The 20,640-nt window shown below is 34.6% G+C and carries 20 protein-coding genes; 1 reads left to right on the top strand and 19 read right to left on the bottom strand.

Annotated features, from left to right (window positions below; all coding sequences use genetic code 11):
* Nucleotides 1-72: 72 nt before the first annotated feature.
* The 11 genes from C7B89_RS04530 to C7B89_RS04480 all read right to left on the bottom strand — a co-directional run bounded on the left by C7B89_RS04530 (nt 73) and on the right by C7B89_RS04480 (nt 10,960).
* Nucleotides 73-342 carry a Mor transcription activator family protein gene (locus C7B89_RS04530; RefSeq protein WP_115673228.1) on the bottom strand — a complete coding sequence of 90 codons (270 nt, stop codon included), beginning with the start codon at nt 340-342 and terminating at the stop codon, nt 73-75.
* Nucleotides 343-478: 136 nt separating this feature from the next.
* Nucleotides 479-2,119 carry a recombinase family protein gene (locus tag C7B89_RS04525; protein WP_244205567.1) on the bottom strand — a complete coding sequence of 547 codons (1,641 nt, stop codon included), beginning with the start codon at nt 2,117-2,119 and terminating at the stop codon, nt 479-481.
* A 366-nt stretch (nt 2,120-2,485) separates the two neighbouring features.
* Entirely contained in the window at nt 2,486-3,331 is an 846-nt protein-coding gene (locus tag C7B89_RS04520; protein WP_115673226.1) for a tyrosine-type recombinase/integrase, read from the bottom strand.
* Nucleotides 3,332-3,367: 36 nt separating this feature from the next.
* Nucleotides 3,368-5,197 carry a DUF927 domain-containing protein gene (locus C7B89_RS04515; protein WP_115673225.1) on the bottom strand — a complete coding sequence of 610 codons (1,830 nt, stop codon included), beginning with the start codon at nt 5,195-5,197 and terminating at the stop codon, nt 3,368-3,370.
* A gap of 81 nt (nt 5,198-5,278) precedes the next feature.
* A complete protein-coding gene (locus C7B89_RS04510; RefSeq protein ID WP_115673224.1) occupies nt 5,279-5,806 on the bottom strand; it encodes a hypothetical protein in 528 nt (175 codons plus the stop codon).
* A gap of 830 nt (nt 5,807-6,636) precedes the next feature.
* Complete coding sequence (locus tag C7B89_RS04505; protein WP_115673223.1) at nt 6,637-6,927, bottom strand: hypothetical protein; 291 nt, start codon at nt 6,925-6,927, stop codon at nt 6,637-6,639.
* Between the two features lie 80 nt (nt 6,928-7,007).
* A complete protein-coding gene (locus tag C7B89_RS04500; RefSeq protein ID WP_115673222.1) occupies nt 7,008-7,463 on the bottom strand; it encodes a JAB domain-containing protein in 456 nt (151 codons plus the stop codon).
* Nucleotides 7,464-7,517: 54 nt separating this feature from the next.
* Entirely contained in the window at nt 7,518-8,030 is a 513-nt protein-coding gene (locus tag C7B89_RS04495; RefSeq protein ID WP_244205570.1) for a DUF1643 domain-containing protein, read from the bottom strand.
* 107 nt (nt 8,031-8,137) lie between these two features.
* Nucleotides 8,138-8,368 carry a hypothetical protein gene (locus tag C7B89_RS04490; RefSeq protein WP_115673220.1) on the bottom strand — a complete coding sequence of 77 codons (231 nt, stop codon included), beginning with the start codon at nt 8,366-8,368 and terminating at the stop codon, nt 8,138-8,140.
* 331 nt (nt 8,369-8,699) lie between these two features.
* Nucleotides 8,700-9,977, bottom strand: a complete 1,278-nt coding sequence (locus C7B89_RS04485; protein ID WP_115673219.1) for a DNA cytosine methyltransferase — start codon at nt 9,975-9,977, stop codon at nt 8,700-8,702.
* An 86-nt stretch (nt 9,978-10,063) separates the two neighbouring features.
* Nucleotides 10,064-10,960, bottom strand: coding sequence for a hypothetical protein (locus C7B89_RS04480; protein ID WP_167444821.1), 897 nt, complete (start codon nt 10,958-10,960; stop codon nt 10,064-10,066).
* Between the two features lie 102 nt (nt 10,961-11,062).
* Here C7B89_RS04480 and C7B89_RS04475 point away from each other — a divergent pair, with 102 nt between their 5' ends.
* Complete coding sequence (locus C7B89_RS04475) at nt 11,063-12,439, top strand: PIN-like domain-containing protein (protein ID WP_115673218.1); 1,377 nt, start codon at nt 11,063-11,065, stop codon at nt 12,437-12,439.
* A gap of 81 nt (nt 12,440-12,520) precedes the next feature.
* Here the strand turns inward: C7B89_RS04475 and rlmH are convergent, their stop codons facing one another.
* The 8 genes from rlmH to yycF form a co-directional block, all read right to left on the bottom strand.
* On the bottom strand, nt 12,521-13,000 hold the full coding sequence (rlmH, locus tag C7B89_RS04470) for a 23S rRNA (pseudouridine(1915)-N(3))-methyltransferase RlmH (protein ID WP_004233392.1): 480 nt from the start codon (nt 12,998-13,000) through the stop codon (nt 12,521-12,523).
* Between the two features lie 90 nt (nt 13,001-13,090).
* Nucleotides 13,091-13,255, bottom strand: coding sequence for a CxxH/CxxC protein (locus tag C7B89_RS04465; protein WP_004233391.1), 165 nt, complete (start codon nt 13,253-13,255; stop codon nt 13,091-13,093).
* A gap of 245 nt (nt 13,256-13,500) precedes the next feature.
* Nucleotides 13,501-14,796 (bottom strand): S1C family serine protease, encoded by a 1,296-nt coding sequence (locus C7B89_RS04460; protein ID WP_103119039.1) that lies wholly within the window; start codon nt 14,794-14,796, stop codon nt 13,501-13,503.
* Between the two features lie 166 nt (nt 14,797-14,962).
* Nucleotides 14,963-15,751 carry an MBL fold metallo-hydrolase gene (locus C7B89_RS04455; protein ID WP_048395252.1) on the bottom strand — a complete coding sequence of 263 codons (789 nt, stop codon included), beginning with the start codon at nt 15,749-15,751 and terminating at the stop codon, nt 14,963-14,965.
* Nucleotides 15,751-16,575: a two-component system regulatory protein YycI gene (locus tag C7B89_RS04450; protein ID WP_048395249.1), complete on the bottom strand. Its 825-nt coding sequence runs from the start codon at nt 16,573-16,575 to the stop codon at nt 15,751-15,753. The genes C7B89_RS04455 and C7B89_RS04450 overlap by 1 nt, the downstream gene beginning before the upstream one ends.
* Complete coding sequence (locus C7B89_RS04445; RefSeq protein ID WP_115673217.1) at nt 16,562-17,887, bottom strand: YycH family regulatory protein; 1,326 nt, start codon at nt 17,885-17,887, stop codon at nt 16,562-16,564. The genes C7B89_RS04450 and C7B89_RS04445 overlap by 14 nt, the downstream gene beginning before the upstream one ends.
* A complete protein-coding gene (gene walK / locus C7B89_RS04440; RefSeq protein ID WP_048395245.1) occupies nt 17,884-19,749 on the bottom strand; it encodes a cell wall metabolism sensor histidine kinase WalK in 1,866 nt (621 codons plus the stop codon). Before walK ends, C7B89_RS04445 begins: the two co-directional genes overlap by 4 nt.
* A 5-nt stretch (nt 19,750-19,754) precedes the next feature.
* On the bottom strand, nt 19,755-20,468 hold the full coding sequence (gene yycF, locus C7B89_RS04435; protein WP_036077923.1) for a response regulator YycF: 714 nt from the start codon (nt 20,466-20,468) through the stop codon (nt 19,755-19,757).
* Between the last annotated feature and the right edge of the window lie 172 nt (nt 20,469-20,640).

Here is a 20,640-nt window from a genome sequence, read left to right as displayed (position 1 = left end):
TGAAGCATTAAAATCATAACATAAACCACTACCCAAAAAAGTATTAAATTACCTTAAAAAGTTACTCTATCCTTATTTACAAATGGCTTTCTTCTTTAATATCTTCCTAATCCAACTATAGGAATAATCATATTTTCTTGCTAATTCTTTAGCGTTTGTCCCATCGTATTCCTTTGCTATTTGTTCATACAAATATTGTTCGGATAATAATCTTTTCGGAAAGGTTACATATTGACCAGCAAAATAGCTATGTACCAACTTGGTATTTTGATACCCAATCAATTCTACAAATTCCTTATATGCCCCATTAAAACATGAACTATCTAACCTACTTGCATCCATTTGTTATCTCCTTTCTCTTTTTTTGTTGTTATAAATATGGCACTTTTTAATGTGACAAGCACTTTGACTATCAAATGGCTTTTCACAATGAAAATCCACTTCGTTTTTACCTATTCTTCCATTAAAATGAATAATTTTAAATTGCCACTAAAACAGAAAAAGGAGTAGAAGAAATGTCCGTAGACACTTCTCCTACTCCTAGTTGTAACTCTTCCAATACTTCATCATTTAGCTTGATTTGAATGCTTTCAATTTCTCTACCTTCATTAATAGTGATTTGATGAATCAATAAATGCAATAATCTTTTTCTTTGTTCCCTTGTCAATGCTTGTGTAAAGGCTTGATGGAAATTCGTCATAATCGCATGGATTTTTTCATAGGTGACTTCACTCGATACTGTTGACTGCAGTTGTCCTAGAATTGGTTCTATTTGTACTTTCAGATTGGTCATGGTTTCTTCCATACTTCGTGATTTTCGTTGGAACACCTCTTTGGAAATCACTTCATCTGTATAAGCATCTAACAAGTTGGCTAACTTTTTCTCACAGCGCTCTAACTCCTGTCGGTAATGCTCATATTCTCGCTGTAAAGGGGCAACTAACGATTGTTGCTTTGTATTAATGTTATCTACTAATTTTTTCGTCAAATGCTCGCTTTTCATCAATGCTTCCAGTTTATTCAACACATAATCATCCGCATATTCAGTACGTACTGAATTGGAACGACAAGCAACTGTTCCTTTATTCTTCCATGCACCACAAACATAATACTCTAGGACACGTTTCTCACCAGATTTTGTTCGATTTGTTGTACGTCCTATCACCATTCCTGCACCACACTGTGGACAGCGCATAATACCTGTGAGGGGAAACACACCCTCATGAATTCGATTGGGTTTACAGGAACGCTCTTTGTAAACCTTTTGCGCTATTTTCCATGTTTCCTCGGAAATAATGGGTGGATGCTCACCTTTCACAATGATTGGATTCGGATTGATATTATTACGACGCTTTTCATTCCAATCTCTTCGAACATTATAGCGAATATAGCCAGCATATACGGGATTTGTTACGATAGTTTTAATTGCATTCAATGAAAAGGTCTTATTCTTTTTTGTTCGATATCCATCCTGATTTATTTTATTGGCAATAGCCTTATAACCATGACCTGTTGTATACATTTGAAAAATTAAGCGTATAATCTTTGCCTCTTGCTCATTAATTTGTAAACCTGTCTGTTTTCGCTTTTTGTTCTCACTATCTTTTTCTACCACATCGTAGCCCATTACCTGACCACCATTCCATTGTCCATCCTTGGCACGAGCAATCATTCCCATTTTGACATTTTCGGCTATGTTGTTACGTTCATACTCAGCAATAGCAGCCATCATCTGAAAATGCAATTTTCCTGTAGGTGTTTCTGTTTCATACTTCTCTGTATAAGAACGAAATGCTATGTTTTTGCTATTGAGTTGTTCGACAATGTTCATCAAGTCTAAACTTTTACGAGCGAGACGATTCATCTTCCAAACAAGCACTATATCAAATTTCTTCTGTTCTGCATCAGCTAGTAATCTCTTAATAGCTGGTCGTCCTGTAATGTTTTTCCCACTAATCCCCCGATCTACATATTCATCATAGACACCATAGCCCTCCTTCTCACAAAACTCTTTGAGCACACGTATTTGTTCATCAATACTATATCCTTCCTCAGCCTGCTCTGTCGTTGAAACACGAGCATAAATTGCTACTTTTTTAGGACTCACTTGTTGGCTCATCTTCTTTTTCATCTCCTTGATTAGTCATATAGTTTTGGCACATTTCTGCAATAATGAGTAGTACTTCATTAGTTGATTCCATCATCATGCACTCCTTGTGAACAATTTTCTGAAATAGTTTTCTCGGTAATACTCATTGATAATATATATTTATAATCATTTTTCAATCCGAACTAAAATTCCCAGTTTCCCAAAAATTTTTTCAAGAGTGAACTTCCAAAAAACAAGACCAACTCAACTAAAAAAATATCTATCTCTCACATCAAAAAAAGTGGGAAATCGGGAAAAAAGATAATTGTACAAATCAACACTCTAAGAAATGAATATCGAATGCACTCTTCAAAATAAAAGGGAATTCGGGACGTTTCAAGTCAACAGATGTATCGCATCACTCATCACATCTTCGTCTAAGTGAATGTATGTTTTGGTTACAACACGATAATCTTTATGACCTAAAAGCTCTGCAACAGTTGGTACGTTCACGCCTTTTTTAACAAGGTTAGTAGCAAAACTATGTCTGAATGTATGGCATGTAATCCTTTGACTCCACGCTAACTTTTTCACTGTAAGAGCCATTATTTTATTCACATAAGTTGCCGAAATAGGAAATAAAAAAGTATCCAATTGCTTTTGTGTCGTATCTAAGGAACTAATATGAACCATTAAGCGTTTTTTCAGTTCTTCATGTAAAGGTAACTTGCGTACATGTTTCCCCTTACCATTACGAATAATTAGCTGATTACGCTGGAAATCTATATCCGAGATTATTAGCCCTAGGCACTCATTAATTCGTATGCCAGTGTACATCAGTGTGTAAAGTATTTTCTTTACAAGTGGATGGGTCACAGCATCTATATAGACCGCTAACTCTTCCTCTGAAAGAACCTCAACTCTTCTTTCAATGATGCTCTCTTTGGCTACAGATTCAAAAGGGTTTGTAGAGACATGTTTTTCTTGTACTAGGTATGCAAAAAAACTTCGTAGTGCGTATATTTTCACATTTATTGTAGCTCCTGTATTTCGTTTTACTTCTTTTAAGTGTTGAAGATACTTACAACTAACGGTATTGTCTACCTTTTGAAAAGTACTAATACCGAATTCATGCTTTAAAAAGGCTATAAACTGCTTACATGTATTCAAATAACTTCGTATAGTTTCGTTACTTTTTCTTTGATGCAAAAGATACAATTGATATTGTTGTATTAATTCCATTATTCTTTACTCCTAAACACCTTATTTTGTAAAACATCATTCATCTTCAAGCATTTCTTCAATCTCTTTTTGAGTATCTCTTTTTCTATCCAATAAAGAGCCTAATTTGCTATTTTTACTGATAGGTTTAGGCTTAGGTGAAGGTATAGCCTCATTATTACTTAAAGAACTTAATAATTCTTTATCTAGTCTCAACACCGCACAAATTTGTGTTTCATCATTTATCTTGCGTTTTCGAGTATGCTTATTTTTTTCAGCATCAAGGTATCCACTAGTTTTTAGTTGTTTCATAACCGTATCAAAACTAGAGAATCCCTGCGCCTTAAGTTCGGTTTCTAAAGTTGATTTAAGAATTCCTACTTCAAGGTACGTATCTTTGGTTTTAATTGTTCCATAGTATTCAAGACCTTGGTGGCTCTGCCCATCCCGTTCAAATCTCACTTGATGACGAACTACAAATTGCTTAATGACATCTATTGCTTTTGCATCTAATGTTCGAGTACCAGCCGTTTCTGAATCATTTTCGAGTACAAATTGAAATAATGCTTCTAAATTTACATCCAATTGATATTGTTTAAAACATTCATTAAATAATTCTGCTGTCAACAGAATTATGGCATACTTTTCTGCTAGTCTTCCTGAGAACTCATCTTTCACTATGAAATTCTCTTCGAACTCCTTTTTCCATTTTGTATACTTTTGTAGAATGTCTTCTTTTTGTTGAGCATGTGCTAAGAGAAATTTCACAAAAAATACACCTGAATGCCCATAATGTTCACTAACGCCTACTTTTAATGCTTGTGCATGGTCTGCTGATTCTGTCCATGTTTTATTTACAAATTCAGGTAAGCGAACAGTAATACCATTATTTTTTGCTGATTTTTCGGTTAACTTATGTTCAGCAGTAGAAATAATCGTAGTATTCCAAGTTGCTTGTTCCTTCATTTCCGATTCTTTTGTTAAACGTGATTTGTCCTGTCCTTCAGCTAACTGATAAATAATAGTGGTAAAATCACCCTGCGTTTTTGAGCTAGCTTCATCCAGTGTAATTGGAACACCAAAGTTATCTGCAACTAGCTTTAGTTGTGCATTCCCCGTACTATTCCAATTTCTAATCAATCCATTATGGTCTGGTTTCCCAAATGAAGAGACCGCAATACGTGTAGCAGTGGTTTTCCCTGTAGACGACTCCCCAGCAATATGCACCATTAAGACTTCCATTGGAGACCACATAGCTAATAAAGCATTCACAGGTGCTGAAAAACCAAGTATCATGGCAAATTCCAATGGTATTTTTCCTTGTACCTCTGCCTTCATTAAATCTATCCATCCCTCTAATGTTCCAGAAGGTTTTATATCTAAAAACCCATTGTATTGAGATGTCTGTTTACTAGCTGTAATGAAGCGGTAATGCTTAAAAGAGAGATTACCTGCTTCATCTTGTTCCCAACCAATAGTGTTATGAGAATATTCAATAGGCACACGCATATCGTCTTCGAGCATAGATAAAAAACTAATAATATGACCTACTTTTTTGGTAGGGACATCTACGCCAAATTCCGTTAATGCTTGAAGCTTTTTATCTGCAAACATACTTCTAGGAATAGTAATCTTAAAATATCTTTTCATATAATGGTAAATTAATTCCAGTTCCACTTGATTGGTTTCCTTATTAACAATAATTCGATTTAACCAAATCAGACGGCAAACATATTCATTGGTTACTTCTCCATCATCATCCTTTTTGAGGACATATAGACAGTTATTCTTCACGATAAAATAGTGAGTAGTTAATTCTTTGCTAAATCGATTTAAAATTGAATCCTTCTTATCAATCAAAGTTGCTTTCATATTTGTAGATACCATTTTAATTTACTCCTTTTAAGTAAGGTTCTGGGGCAGATGAGCTAAAACTGTTGCAACAGTTTTAGCTCCCTCCCTTTATGTTTATTGCGTTATTACAACATATGTCTTGCCCTGACAAATTCTTTGTTCTGCAAATCCAATACTCATAGATGAACGCTCCTGGAAATCCAACTGCCATAATTGTGTCAATTGATTTACACAATTTGAACTGTACACGATTGACTGATTATGTCCCTTTAGTACATGCGAAGATAAGTCTGCACTTGCACTGGCACAAGATGTTAAAATCAATGCATTTAGTTCTTTATGGATGCCAAATTTAATGGCATCAGGGTTTTCTAACAATGCAAGAACCTTTTTAGATAGCGTCACTCGTTTACCACTATCACTATTCACTATATTTAATGCTCCTGTAGTTCTCTCTGATTGAACAAATTCTACACCCTCAAGAAAATCCCCATCTCCCATTTCATTTCCAAACTCTTCTTCAAACATATCCATCCCGTTATTTTGATTGTCTGGTAATCTTTCTTCTAATTCCTCATCCAAAATCTGTTTTGTTTCTTTTTTTAAAACTCCTGACTTTCTAGGCAAAGGTTTCTTAATCATATTAAAATCACTCCAATTCATGAATTAAGATCTGAACTTCCTTCATGGTTAAGAGTTTAAACTCTTAATGATTTTTGCAATTCAAATCTTGAAAGTAATAGTATCAAAATCCGATTAAGTTTGCTGAGCATATAGATATATACAAAAAATATTTTTATCTTAATTTTATTTAAAAACGATTTAAAAAATCATTTTTTTATCATTTTAAACTTTCTCTGGAAAGTACGAAACACTTATCTATAATCATCGATGCTTGGGAAGGTACGATTCTCCTTTACTCCCGAGGACACTGTTTTTACATATATTACAAAAAATAAATTACTTAATGCTTATTTTCACTTATTCAATCAACGTTTATGAGAAATACGTTATATTTAATAAACGATTTAATTCTAATTCTAATTCCTTCTATGCACCTTTATAGTTATTCGCAAAAAAAGAATAATGTTCATAGTGAACATTACTCTTCTACTATTTCAAGCATCATTACAATTTATCTTTTATAATTACCTCAACGATGATGACTGAAAAAATCCCTATACATGTACCAACCACAAAATAATACATATTACTTCTCCTCTCTTTGTTTACTACTAAGCATCACTAAGATGGATATTCCAAAAAATACGCCTTGTTTAAATAATTCAATTGCATCTTGACTATCCTTTTTACAATCAGTCATCCACTCACCTCCTTTTAATCAAAATCTAACTTATAAGAATAAGCCTAGTGTAAAAAACATAGACTCTTCTCTGAAATCCTTATCAAAATTTTTAAATAACATAAAATTAGAAGAAAACTCTCTTCTTAACACAAAGTTATTTCTCTTTTTAGGAGTTAAAATTTGGAACCAATTTATCATTCACTAGCCAAACTTCATATAATTTTTCACCGCCTGTTTCTATTAGCATTAATGTAAAGTAGTTCCCTTCTATATCTGTATAGTTGGCACTATGACAAAGAATCGGTGCTTCTACAAAGGCAATCATATAAGGTGGTACAAGTTCCTCATCTATTTCCTCATGTGTAAAGCTCAGTGTCTCATAGCCTACTTCATGAGGCGGGATTTCCTTTCCTAATTTTCGTTCCAATACCTCTGTTAAACGTTGAATTGCTCTCATTTTCAATATCCTCCTCATTTTTATGAACATAAAAAGCCCTAACATCCATTTCAGATGTTAGAGCCTATTTATTTGAAATTTTATACATTTTCAATATATCCTTTCTCTTTCATTGATATATAACAATCATCACCCAGCACAATATGGTCAAGCATCTCCACCCCAATGATTAAACCCGCTTCAACTAAGCGTTTTGTGACTTCAATATCCTCTTGGCTTGGTGTAGGGTCGCCTGATGGATGTGGATGACAGCAGATGATGGAAGCCGCATTGCTTAAAATAGCTGTTTTTAGTACCTCTCTAGGATGAACGATTGAGAGATTCAAGCTTCCTATATGTGCAATCGTGATGTTTGTTGGCTGATTTTTCACATCAAGGCACATGACTACAAAATACTCTCGATCTACTTCGCCTAAAAATTCCTTGAACAACTCGTAGCAATCTTGTGGACTACGAATACGTCGATTTTTGTACAACATGCTTGCTTCTCTTACTAATTTGACAGATACAATGTCTACTCGTTTTGATGGTTTCATATGATTTCCTCCTAAAATGGATTCAATATATGTTCACATTTTTAGTTGAAACATTTAGTCAACCTGCTCTACAAGCGAAATTTCATAAGGAACTAACTTCCATCCATTTTTCACTGCTGGATAAAGTGGATGAAACCCCCGTCTCCCTTTAGGGCATTCTATTTGAAGAATAGTTGCCTTCTTATCAAGTAAAATAGCCATAATCATACGCAGTCGCTTTTGTGCTTCTTTATTTGTTTCAATGCCTGTACCAACTGCAATGATGACATCATCTACCTTTGTAACTTCTTCTTGAACAAATTTTAAGTTTTCAGTACCCGACCCATTCGTATCATTGCCTTCAAGTGTCGTAAACAAATTCATAATATCAACAGAACCATAGCCTAGCTTTGAGAGATTATTCATGACATACATTGTAGTTTGATCCTGTACAATTTCATCTGTTAAGCCAGCACTTTTCATAAGAATGAGTGCCTTTCTTTTGTTCTTGTCCCACTCCTTTTTAACAACGTACTTATTTTTCATTTCGTCATCATACGTGACCTCTGTTCTAATTGTGCCCTTCATTATTTTCACTGTTTTTGCCCCTTTCAGATATAGCATCTTCCATCCAAACAAACAAAAACCTAAGTATCACTAACGATACTTAGGTTTAAAATATAAATATTCAACATTCAGTTGTGATTAAACTCGTCTACCTCTGCCTGAGCTTCTATCTCCGTTTTAAAAATCCAGCTTCCAAAGAAATCTGAGCTTACCTGAGTTAAATCGTAATCTATTCCTTCATCCAAACCAACAAACACTTCTTTAACGGTCTCTCTTCCATCTTCTACTTGTTCAGCTTTCTCTTTATCTATGAATAATACATCATAAATACGCCACATTCTTTGTACATATTTCTTCATTTCAATATCTCCTCTCTAAATTATATAATGCGCTTTTAAAGTATACTTTATTAACCACTAAACAATAGATGATGATATTTAGGTACTTCCCACGATACCACTTCATCTATAAACTATCTCAGTATGTCATAGCTATGCTTTGTACTGCTGATATTATGATTATTGTACATTAAGCTCAACTCTTTTACAGATGCAATATTTACTCGTTTTGGTGATTCCATCACCCCACCCCTTTACATAAATAAAAGTCCAAGTACTAATATTAGCACTTGGACTTCAATTATTTGAATTCATTATAATAATATATATTCAAAAATACACTCGATACAGATTAAAATAAACTCATTTGTAATTTTTGATCCTTATTAGGACTCTGTTCTAAATGTTTTTTTGCAAACTCTGCAATAGGCTTTGCAATTTCTTTAGCTAACATTACGGGAACGGCATTACCAATTTGCTTATAACACTTGTCTAATCGTCCACTTTCAGACATTTTGTCATTTCCACCATCACTAAATTCAAACCAATCTGGGAAGGTTTGAATACGTGCAATTTCTTTTACAGATAATCTACGATTTTCTCCAACGAGTTCCCATCTATTTTTTTCAATATACTTCATCGGTTCCCCACCTGGATGCAATGGAGCTTGTCTACCAGAAGCCTGAATTGTAAAACTTTGTTCTTCCCACGTTTTTTTACGATTACGAGATAAATAAATTGGTGAATAAGAACCTTCAAAATATGGTCCCGGGGATTCTTTTAAATCACCAATTGCATCTCTTAAAGTTACATATGGTTTCAAACCTTTACCATGTGTAGGTTGCGGTTGTGGATATTTAAATCCATACTTTTCAACAATCTTTTCTTTATGAACACCGATTAAAAACACACGCTCACGTAATTGAGGTACACCGTAATCCCTTGAGTTTACTAAATAAGGTGTAACCTCATAACCAGCAGAAGAGAAGTCTTCCACAATTTGACGTAAAACTTCTCCCTTCCCTAAAGTCATCATTCCTTTTACATTCTCCGCTACAAAAAATTCTGGTTGCGATTGCATTAAAGCCCTAATAAAATGGATGTACAAGAAGTTACGTTCATCGTCGATTAATCGCGGACCTGCTTCTGAAAATCCAGGACACGGGAAACCTCCTAACATTAGATTACACATTGGGAAATTGGCTACTTTACGAATATCTTTTTGATGCTGAACTACATGTTCTGGGAAATTTAATTTATAAGTTTCATTCGCTTCCTTAAACATATCATTAGTATAAACTGTATTGAATACACTCTGATGTCTAATTTTATTAAATTCATCTTTATTCTTGAATGCTTCTAATGCTGCTTCTTCACCTATTTCAGCTATTAAGCCCGCTAATTCAAACCCTAAATCTAATCCTCCACAACCTGAGAATAGTCCAACTAAATTGTATTTATTCGATTTATACTGAACTTGCTTTAAAACCTCTAAATCTTTAGGATCATCTATAATTAAAGATTTTTCTTCATTAATTTTATTTAACAAGACACTTTTAACTGTTTCTCTATCTAAATCCGGAGCAGGTTTAAACTTACCTCTCCCTTTTTCCATACCTTTAATATCCATAAAATCTCTCCCTTAATATATAGATAATTATATCATTTTTTATATTAAAAAAGCGATTGGACAAAGTCCAATCGCTTTTATGTATATTAATTAACAAACTGCAATGAAGCAATGTTGTTTTCATTTATATCACATGTATTGTTTATTCCAAGTAAACTAATACTTTGTTTGAGCTTATCTCTAACAGCGTTACCTTTAACTAAAAGCGGATTAGATAATACTAAATTCGGTACTAATTTCCCACCAACAGCTTCCCAATTAATAAATACTGATAAAGATCGGTTACCTTCAATTTTATCATCAAAACTGCGATAGTTAAGAGCCTTACATACAAAATAAACATCGGGATTATTTTCAGCAAATTCTTCAATTGAAATAATGTTGTCTACCGCATCTTGAATGGAAGGCAGACTCGAGACATTACAATTAATCATGCAATTTGCAACACCTGAGTTAGGAATAATCTTACCATTTACACTTGCATTTTTCTTTTTCACATCCAACTTATTACCAGCATAAACCTCTAAAACTTGTTCAGGAGTTAAATTTGCTAAACCTGATAAATCTCCACCAGGCTTATTCACTAGTTCAAAACGCCAACCTAATGTAATACTTCCAGCTGATGTTCTTCCTTCAGAGTTTTTAAACACATAATTACGATTAGCAAATTTGTGCTCAATTGAAGAAGTAAAAGATTGAATTATAGATTGCCAATTTGGACCAAAAATTTGTTCTGCTCGTTCTGCCGTCATCTTATTTTCTAAGAAATCTGCATTCTCTTGTTTAAAAGATATCTTAAACTCCAACTCTGATATATTATCTAATGACACACTTTTAACATAGATATCTGTTTTAGGCTCTCCCTTAGAAGTCATAGGTTTGCCTGATTCAACAACTTTGAATCTTTCACCGTCATATTCAAATTCATGACTAGGTGAAAATAACGATAAAACATGACTTTCACTTTGAGTAAATTTAACCAAGGAAATCCCTCCAATTTATAATCTATAGATATTATAGACTGTAAATTGGAAATTGTCCCCTGAAATGATATAATTAATTATAAATTTAAAAGGAGGAATAATATGATCCAAGAACATTTTGGTATATATACTGAGCCTCAAAATGAAAATTTAAAAGCATTTTGGTCTGAAGGTATATTTATTTTTGATACATCTGCATTATTATCTCTTTACTATTTACCTAAAGAGCTTAGAAAAAATATTTTAGAAAAAACTTTAACACCTATTAAAGATAGAATATGGATTCCTCAACATGTTCTCTATGAGTTTTTAAAAAACCGAGAAAGTAAAATAAAGGAACCTATTGAAAGAAAATATAAAGATGCATGGAAGGAAAATATCGATCCAATTAATAAACTTTTAAAAAGCTTAGAAAATCATTTAACCTCTTTTCAAAATGCAACTCAGAAAAAAGACTCCCATCCATACATAGAAAATGAGTTCAACCAAAACTTTATGGATAATTTTTCGGAATTTAAAAATGCATATTTAGATTATGAAAAAAATATTAAAAGTGAGTTCACTAAAAGAAAAGAAGAGATATTATCTGTCCTTGAAAATGATGATGTGCTAGAATTTATAACTTCAAATTTGAAAATTGGTGAAGGTTTTACTTTTGAAGAGATAATGGATATTGTTAAAGAAGGCGAACTTCGTTATCGTAATACAATTCCACCAGGTTATAAAGACTTAAAGAATAAAGAAGGTACTCAAATATATGGTGATTTAATTGTTTGGAAGCAAATTCTACAACATACACAAACATATAAAAAACCTGTTATTTTCATTTTAAATGATGTTAAAATTGATTGGTGTTACTCCATTAAACATCGAGGTGAAGATAGAATTGTTCATCCAAGACATGAGTTAATTAAAGAGCTTTACGATTCAACCAATTGTAAACTTTGGATGTACACTTTTAATCAATTTTTATATAACTACTCCAAATTAATGGATCTCCCTGTAGAACAATCACTAATTGATGAAGCTACATTGATGATTACGGAAAATCAACCTGAATTCGAACTATTATTAGATACAGGTTCGACTAACGAAGCAATTGATTTTGTAACTAAAAACCGAGAAAATATTGGGAAATTAAAATACCTTAACCATTATAGAGATATGGATAAAATTGAATACGAAACAACATTAATTGGTGAAAAAGGTTCTCTAAAAATCAAAGGGGGCTTAACTTCAGGTTATGCTGGAGCAGGTCCTAACGGGTTTATTAAGTTACTTACAAGTTTAGGTTTAGATAAAGATGTTGCTCACATGTATGTTAAAGGGAACCACGATAAAACGTACTCTTTTGAAATTAATTTCAATGATTTGCACTTAAACTCTCATAAATATGGAATTCAAACGTGCCCAGTTTGTGGAAATAACAATTGGAATGGAGTTCTTTGTTTATCATGTGGTTCAATGTGTGATGATTAACAACTAATTATAAAAATGGAGAATTGGTTTGAAATCCAATTCTCCATTTCAATTTACTTTAAATATCTAAAAAAACCTCACTTACTTATGATACGGTTCACCCTTCATAATCCTAAAACTACGATAAATCTGCTCGACTAGCACAAGCTTCATGAGCTGGTGAGGAAGTGTCATCTTACCAAAAGATTGCTGCTCATCTGCACGCTTTAACACATCTTCATGTAGACCGAGGGAGCCACCGATGACGAAGGCGATTTTGCTTTTGCCGTAGGTCATGAGGGATTCGATGTCGGCAGCCATTTGTTCGGAGGTTTTCATTTTGCCGTTGATGGCTAGGGCAATTACATAGGCATCTGGACTGATTTTCGTTAGGATGCGTTCGCCCTCTTTTTTCTTGACGATATCCATTTCAGCTTCACTTAGTTGTTCAGGTGCCTTTTCGTCTGGCACTTCAACCAAATCCATTTTTGCATAGCCGCCAAGACGTTTTACGTACTCATCGATCCCCATTTTTAAGTACTTTTCTTTTAGCTTGCCGACTGATACAATCGTTATATTCACACGTTATCCACCTTTACAATTCATTTACAAACAAATTATCCACAAAAGTTATCAACATATCCACAAGCACTCTCTATATATTGTGTAAAGTTATTTACTTGATACAATATATTCTGCTGCCTGTTCACAGTAGCTACACTTTGTGGATAACTTTTTATCCTCTTCGATTTTATCCATAATTGGGAACACTTTTTGCTCTGCTACAAACATGTCTAAAGCGTGATCTATATGGCTTTCACAGCTGTACTTTTCCATTTTTTGATGTCTCCTTATTTTCCGAAATTTCCACAAACTTATTCACAAATCAGTCTATGTTATCCACAATCTATTGTAACAAAGTAATAGCATGTATGGAAGAAGTGCCTTTTACTCCCGATTTGCTGTGCGGAATTAGTATTCACAATTTTCTAGTTATCCACAATATTTCATAAAAGTATTTTCTCCATCCTCATAAAAAAAGCGATGGAGATTGATTAGATCTCCATCGCTTTTCATCTTCTTTACAATGTATTACCATTTGTTAATGTTAGTGATAGATCGACTAATTTACCTTGACGGTACACTTTTAATGTTAGTTTATCACCAATTTTTTTGTCATTATATAAATGTTTGCGTAAATCAATAGTTGTTTCAATTTTTTGACCATCCATCTCTACAATAACATCGTATTGTTGAACCCCTGCTTTTGAAGCTGGTGAGTTATTCATGACATCTGTTACAACAACACCTGTTGTCACCTCTGCAGGTAATTTTAATGTTTGTTGTTGATAGAATGATGGCACATCTGTTAAATCTGCAAGTGAAACTCCCATTGTTGGACGTTTCATTTCTCCATTTTTCTCTAATTCCTCGATAATTGGAATAGCTGAATTAATTGGAATAGAGAACCCTAAACCTTCCACTGAGGATTCAGCAATTTTCATGGAGTTAATTCCTACTAATTCTCCAGCTAAGTTCACAAGTGCTCCACCACTATTCCCTGGGTTAATCGCAGCATCTGTTTGCAATACTTCTTGTTGCCAATCTTCTGTGCCATCACCATTTAAGTCTACCGGTACAGAACGGTCTTTACCAGAAACAACACCAGTTGTAACAGAACCATAGAAGTCTAAACCAAGTGGGTTACCAATGGCAATCACTGTTTCGCCTTGTTTTAATACATCCGAATTCCCGAATGTCGCAACTGTTTTAACATTTTTAGAGTTAATAGAAATAACTGCAAGGTCCGTCCAAACATCGTGACCCACTAATTGAGCTGGTTCTTTTGTTCCGTCTGGCATTGTGACCTCTAACTGCTTTGCCCCTTCAATAACATGGTTATTTGTGATGATAAAGGCTTTGTCACCTTCAATTTTATAAACGACACCTGAACCGCTTCCCGCTTCTTTTGTTGTCGTTGATGGTGGGCTCCAAAAACCTCCGCTTGTGACTTCTTGAATATTTGTGATACCAACAACTGCTTGTGAGGCTTTATCAACTGCAGTTGTCACATCTGTCGTTACTTCTGTAGCTACCTGATTAATTGTTGTGTTATTTTTTCCTGTATTACTTGTTGTTGTTCCAGGCATTTGATTGACAAGTCCCGGTAGCATAAGCCACACAAGTAAAGCACCTATAATGACACCGACCAGACCACTAAAGAAATAGCCGCCTTTACCTCCTCCACCTTTCTTTTTCATGCGCTTAGTCTGCATTTCTTGCTCCTCGCGCTCTAGTCTTTCTTGAAGAGGTGATTTCGGTACTTCATCATTTTTAAGGAAATCACTGTTTTTATCATCATCTTGGAAATAGCTCATGTTCGTCATCCTTTCCTTTGAGTGCTATCTAATTAGTTGTTACCCTAATCTTACGATTCAAACATTAAAATCAGATGAAAAACAAATAAAATAGGCATAAAAAAAGCTGCTCAATGCATTTTTTTATGCGTTGAACAGCTTCAAATTTTGTCTAAATAGCCTATGATTAAACCGTCACCAATTTTGTTGGTTCTTCTGCATCCGTATCAAATAGATGAACATGCTCACCAACAAGGATGCCACAAGATTGTAAGGTTTGTGCGACACTCATACGTGCTAGCTCTTTCATATTATTATCTTTACTTAAATGTGAAAGATAAATATTGGTCGTCTTATCAAATACAACCTCACTCATTGCAATTGCTGCATCCTCATTAGACACATGTCCTACATCACTTAAAATACGACGTTTAATAGACCAAGGATAGCGTCCCATTTGCAGCATATTGACATCATGATTACTTTCAAAGACAAAAGAATCAGCGCCTCGAATAATTCCTTTCATACGATCACTGACATAGCCTGTATCTGTAATAATAACAAGCTTGCGATCATTTTCATGAAAAGTATAGAACATTGGATCTGCTGCATCGTGTGAAACAGCAAAGGATTCAACAGCTAAAGAACCAAAATGCTTCACTGTATCCATTTCAAATTCAAAACGTTGCTCTACAGGAATGTCCCCAATAAGCCCATCCATTGCCTGCCACGTTTTGGCATTTGCGTAAATTGGTACATTATATTTCCGTGCCAGTACACCAATTCCTTTAATATGATCACTATGCTCATGTGTAACAAAGATACCACTGAGCTGCTTCATATTACGGTCGATTTTTGTAAATAACTGCTCCATCTTTTTCCCACTAAGACCCGCATCAACGATAAAAGCATGATCGTCATTCTCTACATAAATCGAATTCCCTGTACTGCCACTTGCTAAAACACTAAATCGCATTATTCAACTCCCCAGTCTTCTTCTTCGCTCTCTTGCTTGTCCTCCTGGATTTCGATGACTTTACCTTCTACTGCATTCACAAAGTACTCCTCTTTTGTCCCATCAGATAATTTCACTTGAACTTCCCATGTTGGCACCAATACCTGAGTACGTGTCAATTTAACAAGCGTTGAGTAACCTAGTTTCATTTGTGTAATGCGAGAATCTGGCTTGAGCGGTCCCTTTGCATACAAAGTTTGAATAATTTGAAGTGGAGGAATAACTGTTTCCTGCTGTTCCATTTCTTCAATATTATCAATCATTGTTTGCTCATACATTGTTACTTCGTTATTAGCATTCCATTTTATTTTTAATGAACCACTATAATAGAACATTCGATTGTTTGTCTTTTGGAAAAAAATTGCGACTCGTTCTTCGCGGTCTATTTTCCATAAAGCATAAGATGCACCTTCAATGATGTTTGCTAGGACAAAATCTGTAAAGCTTGCGTCATCACTTACATTACGTAATTTAACAGGCCTCATAAAGATAACACGAGCCTTTGTATTATTATCATCCTTAAATTTAACTTGCTGGTTACTATTATTAAATTCGGCTGGTGTGAATTTATGCACTTGAGCTGTCATATACGAAGCAGATTCAATATTATTTGGTAACGTGCCATACGTAATATTATCATCCTTTAAACGAGCTTCTATTGTTCTTTCACCTGGTACCTCAATATCTTTTGCTTCATTATAGCGATTGACATAAAGTGAATACAAGAAGATGTTCAGTATTAAAAAAACGAATATAAAAATAGATTTTGTTCTATTCCAATCCATTTTTAACACCTCCTAATACTTCAGGAGTCAGTTTAGTCCATGTACCATTACGAATAACAAACCAACAAGGTTCAAATATAAATATATTCTGTTCTTGATTTTGTGTTAAATAATAGCCTAAGACGATTTCATCGATATCAGACAGAGGAATACTGTTAGCGCTTTTTAATCTCTCTGCGATTTCCGCACCTGATGCTAACTCTTTGATTTCTTTCTCCAATGATATATCCATATCCAATGAGAAGTATGGGCGCTTATAATGGAAAATTCGACTATCTCCCCAAATCGTTGTCATTCGTGTAATGACATGATTGCTATAGACAGGGAAACCTTGCAAATACATTTGATAATCTATTTGATTTTTATTGGTATTGGATGAAGCATAGCGGAAATCTGCGGTAAATCCTCCATGCTCATTAATAAATTCAAAGCTATCCTTTAAAAGCTTGGATGGCTCGACTCTAATACTACTTTCTGCAGCAGGATAAACATAGTTTAATGATTTAAGATTTGTTTCTAAGGTCATTAACGACATACCATCTGTATATTTTTCAGAGGATGCACTTTCCACATTCCGCTGCACAATATTTGGATCTGGGAATAATACATTTTTAAATAGTTCTGGCGTAATATCCTCAATAAAATACGTATATTTTACAGATTCAATATTACTGTTCGCCAAATAAAGAGATGTATGGCCTTCTCTTTCTACTTCTTTAAAAACCTCATATTTTTTGGCAGGCTCTATGACTTCCTGTATAAATTGATTCATGTTTGGCACACTGACATGTGAGCGGAATAATGATTGGTTATTACCACTAATGTAATACAACATCAATTCTTTGCTATTGTAATTACTCCAATCTATAATCATACGATTGAACGTTGTTTCTGGTAATTCCTTATCAGTGAACTGAAAGGTTGTGTTAAAAGCTGAAAATGGAATCTCTCCTGTAAAAAATATTGTCATTCGATGATCAGCGCCAATAATTTGATTCACATAGTTTGCAGAAAGATTATTGTTTACAGGCACCAAATCTAAAACATTCCAGCCTTTAAATACTTTCATCATGTCTTTCATAGCTGCATTAGACACTGTGCCTGTAAACTCTTCTTCAGAACGGAAAATAGCCTTGTATGGTCGAATAATATCCTCCATATCCTTTTGCGGCTTAATTAAAATTTCCTCTCCCTCTGTTTTTTCAATATATTTATAATCAGGTGTATAGGTCCAAATTAAAAAAGTTAAAATCACACTCAGCATAACAAGTAGAAATAATACAACAGATTTAACTGGCTCTATATATTTCATTCCCACTCACCTGCCTCACCAAATTCATCTGCATCATATGGTAATGTGAAGAAAATTGTTGTACCCTGTCCTTCTTCACTTTCAGCCCAAATCTTACCGCCGTGTGCTTCAATCATTTCCCGCGCAATAGCTAGTCCCAAGCCTGTTCCCCCCATGGAACGAGCGCGTGCACGATCCACACGATAGAAGCGATCAAAAATACGGCCTACATTTTCTTTAGGAATACCCATGCCATCATCTGAAATCATGACTTTCAACATGTCATCCTGTCCCGTAAAGCCGAAGCGAATATTGCCACCATCTGGAGAATATTTAATAGCATTGGAAATGATATTATCAATAACTTGTGTGATTTTATCCGTATCAATTTCTACATAAAAGGAGGTTTCAGGGAATAATCGTTCAAAATGTACCTTGTCAGACTTAGACATTTCAAATCGGTCTATAATGCGGTTAAAGAATGAATTAAATAAGACAATATCTTTATTCAACTCGTAATCTGAACTATCCATTCTTGATAACTGCAGTAAATCATTTACTAGACGAATCATACGCTCTGTTTCGGTTTGTGTCACATTTAAAAACGTAGGAGCAATATTTTCATCTTTCCATGCACCATCTGCAAGTGCCTCTAAATAACTACGCATTGTTGTTAATGGCGTTCTTAACTCATGTGATACATTCGATACGAATTCCCGACGATCCATTTCAATCTTTTCTTGCTCTGTTATATCGTGCAAAACAGTAATCAGACCATTAATAAAGCCTGTTTCTTTTTGAATAACAGAGAAATTAGCACGAAGTATATAGGGAGCATCTGCTGTACTGAAGTTTAAATTCACGGCATCATTCATATGAATTAAGTCTTCAAAACTATATTCCTGATCAATCCCCAATACAGAGGCGATAGGACGCCCTAATGTAATATCTCTTGAAATATGCAGTAATTCCAATGCAGGGTCATTGATGAGAATAATACGTCCCTTACGATCTGTTGCAATTACACCATCTGTCATATTACTCAGAACTGAATCTAGCTTTCGACGTTCAGCTTCTGTGGTCGATTGTGCTTCCTGCAAACGGTTGGTTAGATGATTAAAGGTAATGGCTAGCTGGCCGATTTCATCTGTACCATATACACGTACCTTTCGAGAATAGTTCCCCTTCGCCATTGCCTGAGCCTGCTTTCGCATATCAGCAATAGGCTGTGTAATCGTTCTTGCCACAAGAATACCTAAGAAGATGGTAATGACCAAGGACATTGCCGTACCACCAAGGAAAATCTGATTAATATCATTCATTTGTTCAAAAACTGATTCAATATTGGCTTCAATATAGAGTACACCAATGATTTCATCATCTGGTCCTGCACCCGCACGAATGGGATTCGCTAAAACCCACACACGATTTCTCGTCTTATTGTCCAGCTTAATAATATCAAACAGTGTTTCGGCAGAGATCGCTCGACGTACAAGATCAGTATTAGAGCGCTGACCTATTAAATTCTGGTTTTCAAGCTCAGATGTTGCAAGTATTCTTTGTCTATCGTCAATGACACGAATTTCTAAAATATCACCATTTGAAACATCCCTTAAACCAGTAGAAAACTCCATAACAATTGACTTTAGGCTCTCCTCTAGTTTAGGCATGCTTTCATCGCGTTCCTTTAAAATTTCCTCACGAAGACTATATTGCATCAAGTCAACTCGCTGAAAAATGGAATCTTGGAAGTTGCTCTTCAAATTTCTTTCTAATTCACGAGCGAAATAGATACCGATAATTTGTAAAGCAAGCAATATTAATAAAATATAAATCAGCACTAGTTTGACATGAATGGATTTAAAGAAGCTCACTTTCTGCATTCCTATTACTCCTGTTCAGGATTTCGTAAATAATAACCTACACCACGTCGTGTGACAATCCAAGCGGGATGACTAGGATTATCCTCAATTTTTTCACGTAAACGGCGAATTGTTACATCAACAGTTCGTACATCACCAAAGTAATCATAGCCCCATACTGTTTGTAGGAGGTGCTCCCGTGTCATTACTTGTCCAATATGTTTCCCTAAATAATGAAGTAACTCAAATTCTCGATGTGTCAATTCAATTGCTTCATCACGCTTCATTACTAAATAAGCATCTGGTTGAATAACAAGCGAACCTACGACAATCTCATTCGACTCCTCCTCAGCCTCTTCTGCTGCTGGAGCGACTACTTGTAAACGGCGCATATTGGCCTTTACACGTGCAATCAGCTCTCTTGTACTAAATGGCTTTGTGACATAATCATCTGCACCCATCTCTAATCCTAATACTTTATCAATTTCAGAGCCTTTAGCTGTTAGCATAATAATCGGAAAATCATATTTTTTACGTACTTCTCTACAAACTTCCATCCCATCACGCTTTGGCAGCATAATATCTAAAAGCATTAAATCTGGTTGCTCTTCCTCTACTTTCTTTAATGCCTCATCACCATCATAAGCACAAATAACTTTATAGCCTTCTTTTATTAAATTAAATTGCAAAATATCTGCGATTGGTTTCTCATCATCAACAACTAAAATTGTTTTATTCATACATACTCTCCCTTTCGCTTCTTATCTATTCTTAAACAATGTGTATTTGTAAATTCACTACTCTTAACTCTATCATGCTTTCGGATTCTATGCATTAATCGATATTCAATCCCTCTAATACTGTGACAAAAAGCGATGTAATTCAACAATTATTTCTCGGGAAATAATAGAA

This window comes from Lysinibacillus capsici, assembly GCF_003367505.1.
Classification (GTDB): Bacteria; Bacillota; Bacilli; order Bacillales_A; family Planococcaceae; genus Lysinibacillus; species Lysinibacillus capsici.
Note: the sequence above shows the minus strand (reverse complement) of the source record. Positions and strands in the feature narration are given on the sequence as shown.

Bases quoted from the DNA above. Each gene is read 5' to 3' on its own strand.
- C7B89_RS04530 (WP_115673228.1), bottom strand. From the start codon at position 342: ATGGATGCAAGTAGGTTAGATAGTTCATGTTTTAATGGGGCATATAAG.
- C7B89_RS04525 (WP_244205567.1), bottom strand. From the start codon at position 2,119: ATGAGCCAACAAGTGAGTCCTAAAAAAGTAGCAATTTATGCTCGTGTT.
- C7B89_RS04520 (WP_115673226.1), bottom strand. From the start codon at position 3,331: ATGGAATTAATACAACAATATCAATTGTATCTTTTGCATCAAAGAAAA.
- C7B89_RS04515 (WP_115673225.1), bottom strand. From the start codon at position 5,197: ATGGTATCTACAAATATGAAAGCAACTTTGATTGATAAGAAGGATTCA.
- C7B89_RS04510 (WP_115673224.1), bottom strand. From the start codon at position 5,806: ATGATTAAGAAACCTTTGCCTAGAAAGTCAGGAGTTTTAAAAAAAGAA.
- C7B89_RS04505 (WP_115673223.1), bottom strand. From the start codon at position 6,927: ATGAGAGCAATTCAACGTTTAACAGAGGTATTGGAACGAAAATTAGGA.
- C7B89_RS04500 (WP_115673222.1), bottom strand. From the start codon at position 7,463: ATGAAACCATCAAAACGAGTAGACATTGTATCTGTCAAATTAGTAAGA.
- C7B89_RS04495 (WP_244205570.1), bottom strand. From the start codon at position 8,030: ATGAAGGGCACAATTAGAACAGAGGTCACGTATGATGACGAAATGAAA.
- C7B89_RS04490 (WP_115673220.1), bottom strand. From the start codon at position 8,368: ATGAAGAAATATGTACAAAGAATGTGGCGTATTTATGATGTATTATTC.
- C7B89_RS04485 (WP_115673219.1), bottom strand. From the start codon at position 9,977: ATGGATATTAAAGGTATGGAAAAAGGGAGAGGTAAGTTTAAACCTGCT.
- C7B89_RS04475 (WP_115673218.1), top strand. From the start codon at position 11,063: ATGATCCAAGAACATTTTGGTATATATACTGAGCCTCAAAATGAAAAT.
- C7B89_RS04465 (WP_004233391.1), bottom strand. From the start codon at position 13,255: ATGGAAAAGTACAGCTGTGAAAGCCATATAGATCACGCTTTAGACATG.
- C7B89_RS04460 (WP_103119039.1), bottom strand. From the start codon at position 14,796: ATGAGCTATTTCCAAGATGATGATAAAAACAGTGATTTCCTTAAAAAT.
- C7B89_RS04455 (WP_048395252.1), bottom strand. From the start codon at position 15,751: ATGCGATTTAGTGTTTTAGCAAGTGGCAGTACAGGGAATTCGATTTAT.
- C7B89_RS04450 (WP_048395249.1), bottom strand. From the start codon at position 16,575: ATGGATTGGAATAGAACAAAATCTATTTTTATATTCGTTTTTTTAATA.
- C7B89_RS04445 (WP_115673217.1), bottom strand. From the start codon at position 17,887: ATGAAATATATAGAGCCAGTTAAATCTGTTGTATTATTTCTACTTGTT.
- walK (WP_048395245.1), bottom strand. From the start codon at position 19,749: ATGCAGAAAGTGAGCTTCTTTAAATCCATTCATGTCAAACTAGTGCTG.
- yycF (WP_036077923.1), bottom strand. From the start codon at position 20,468: ATGAATAAAACAATTTTAGTTGTTGATGATGAGAAACCAATCGCAGAT.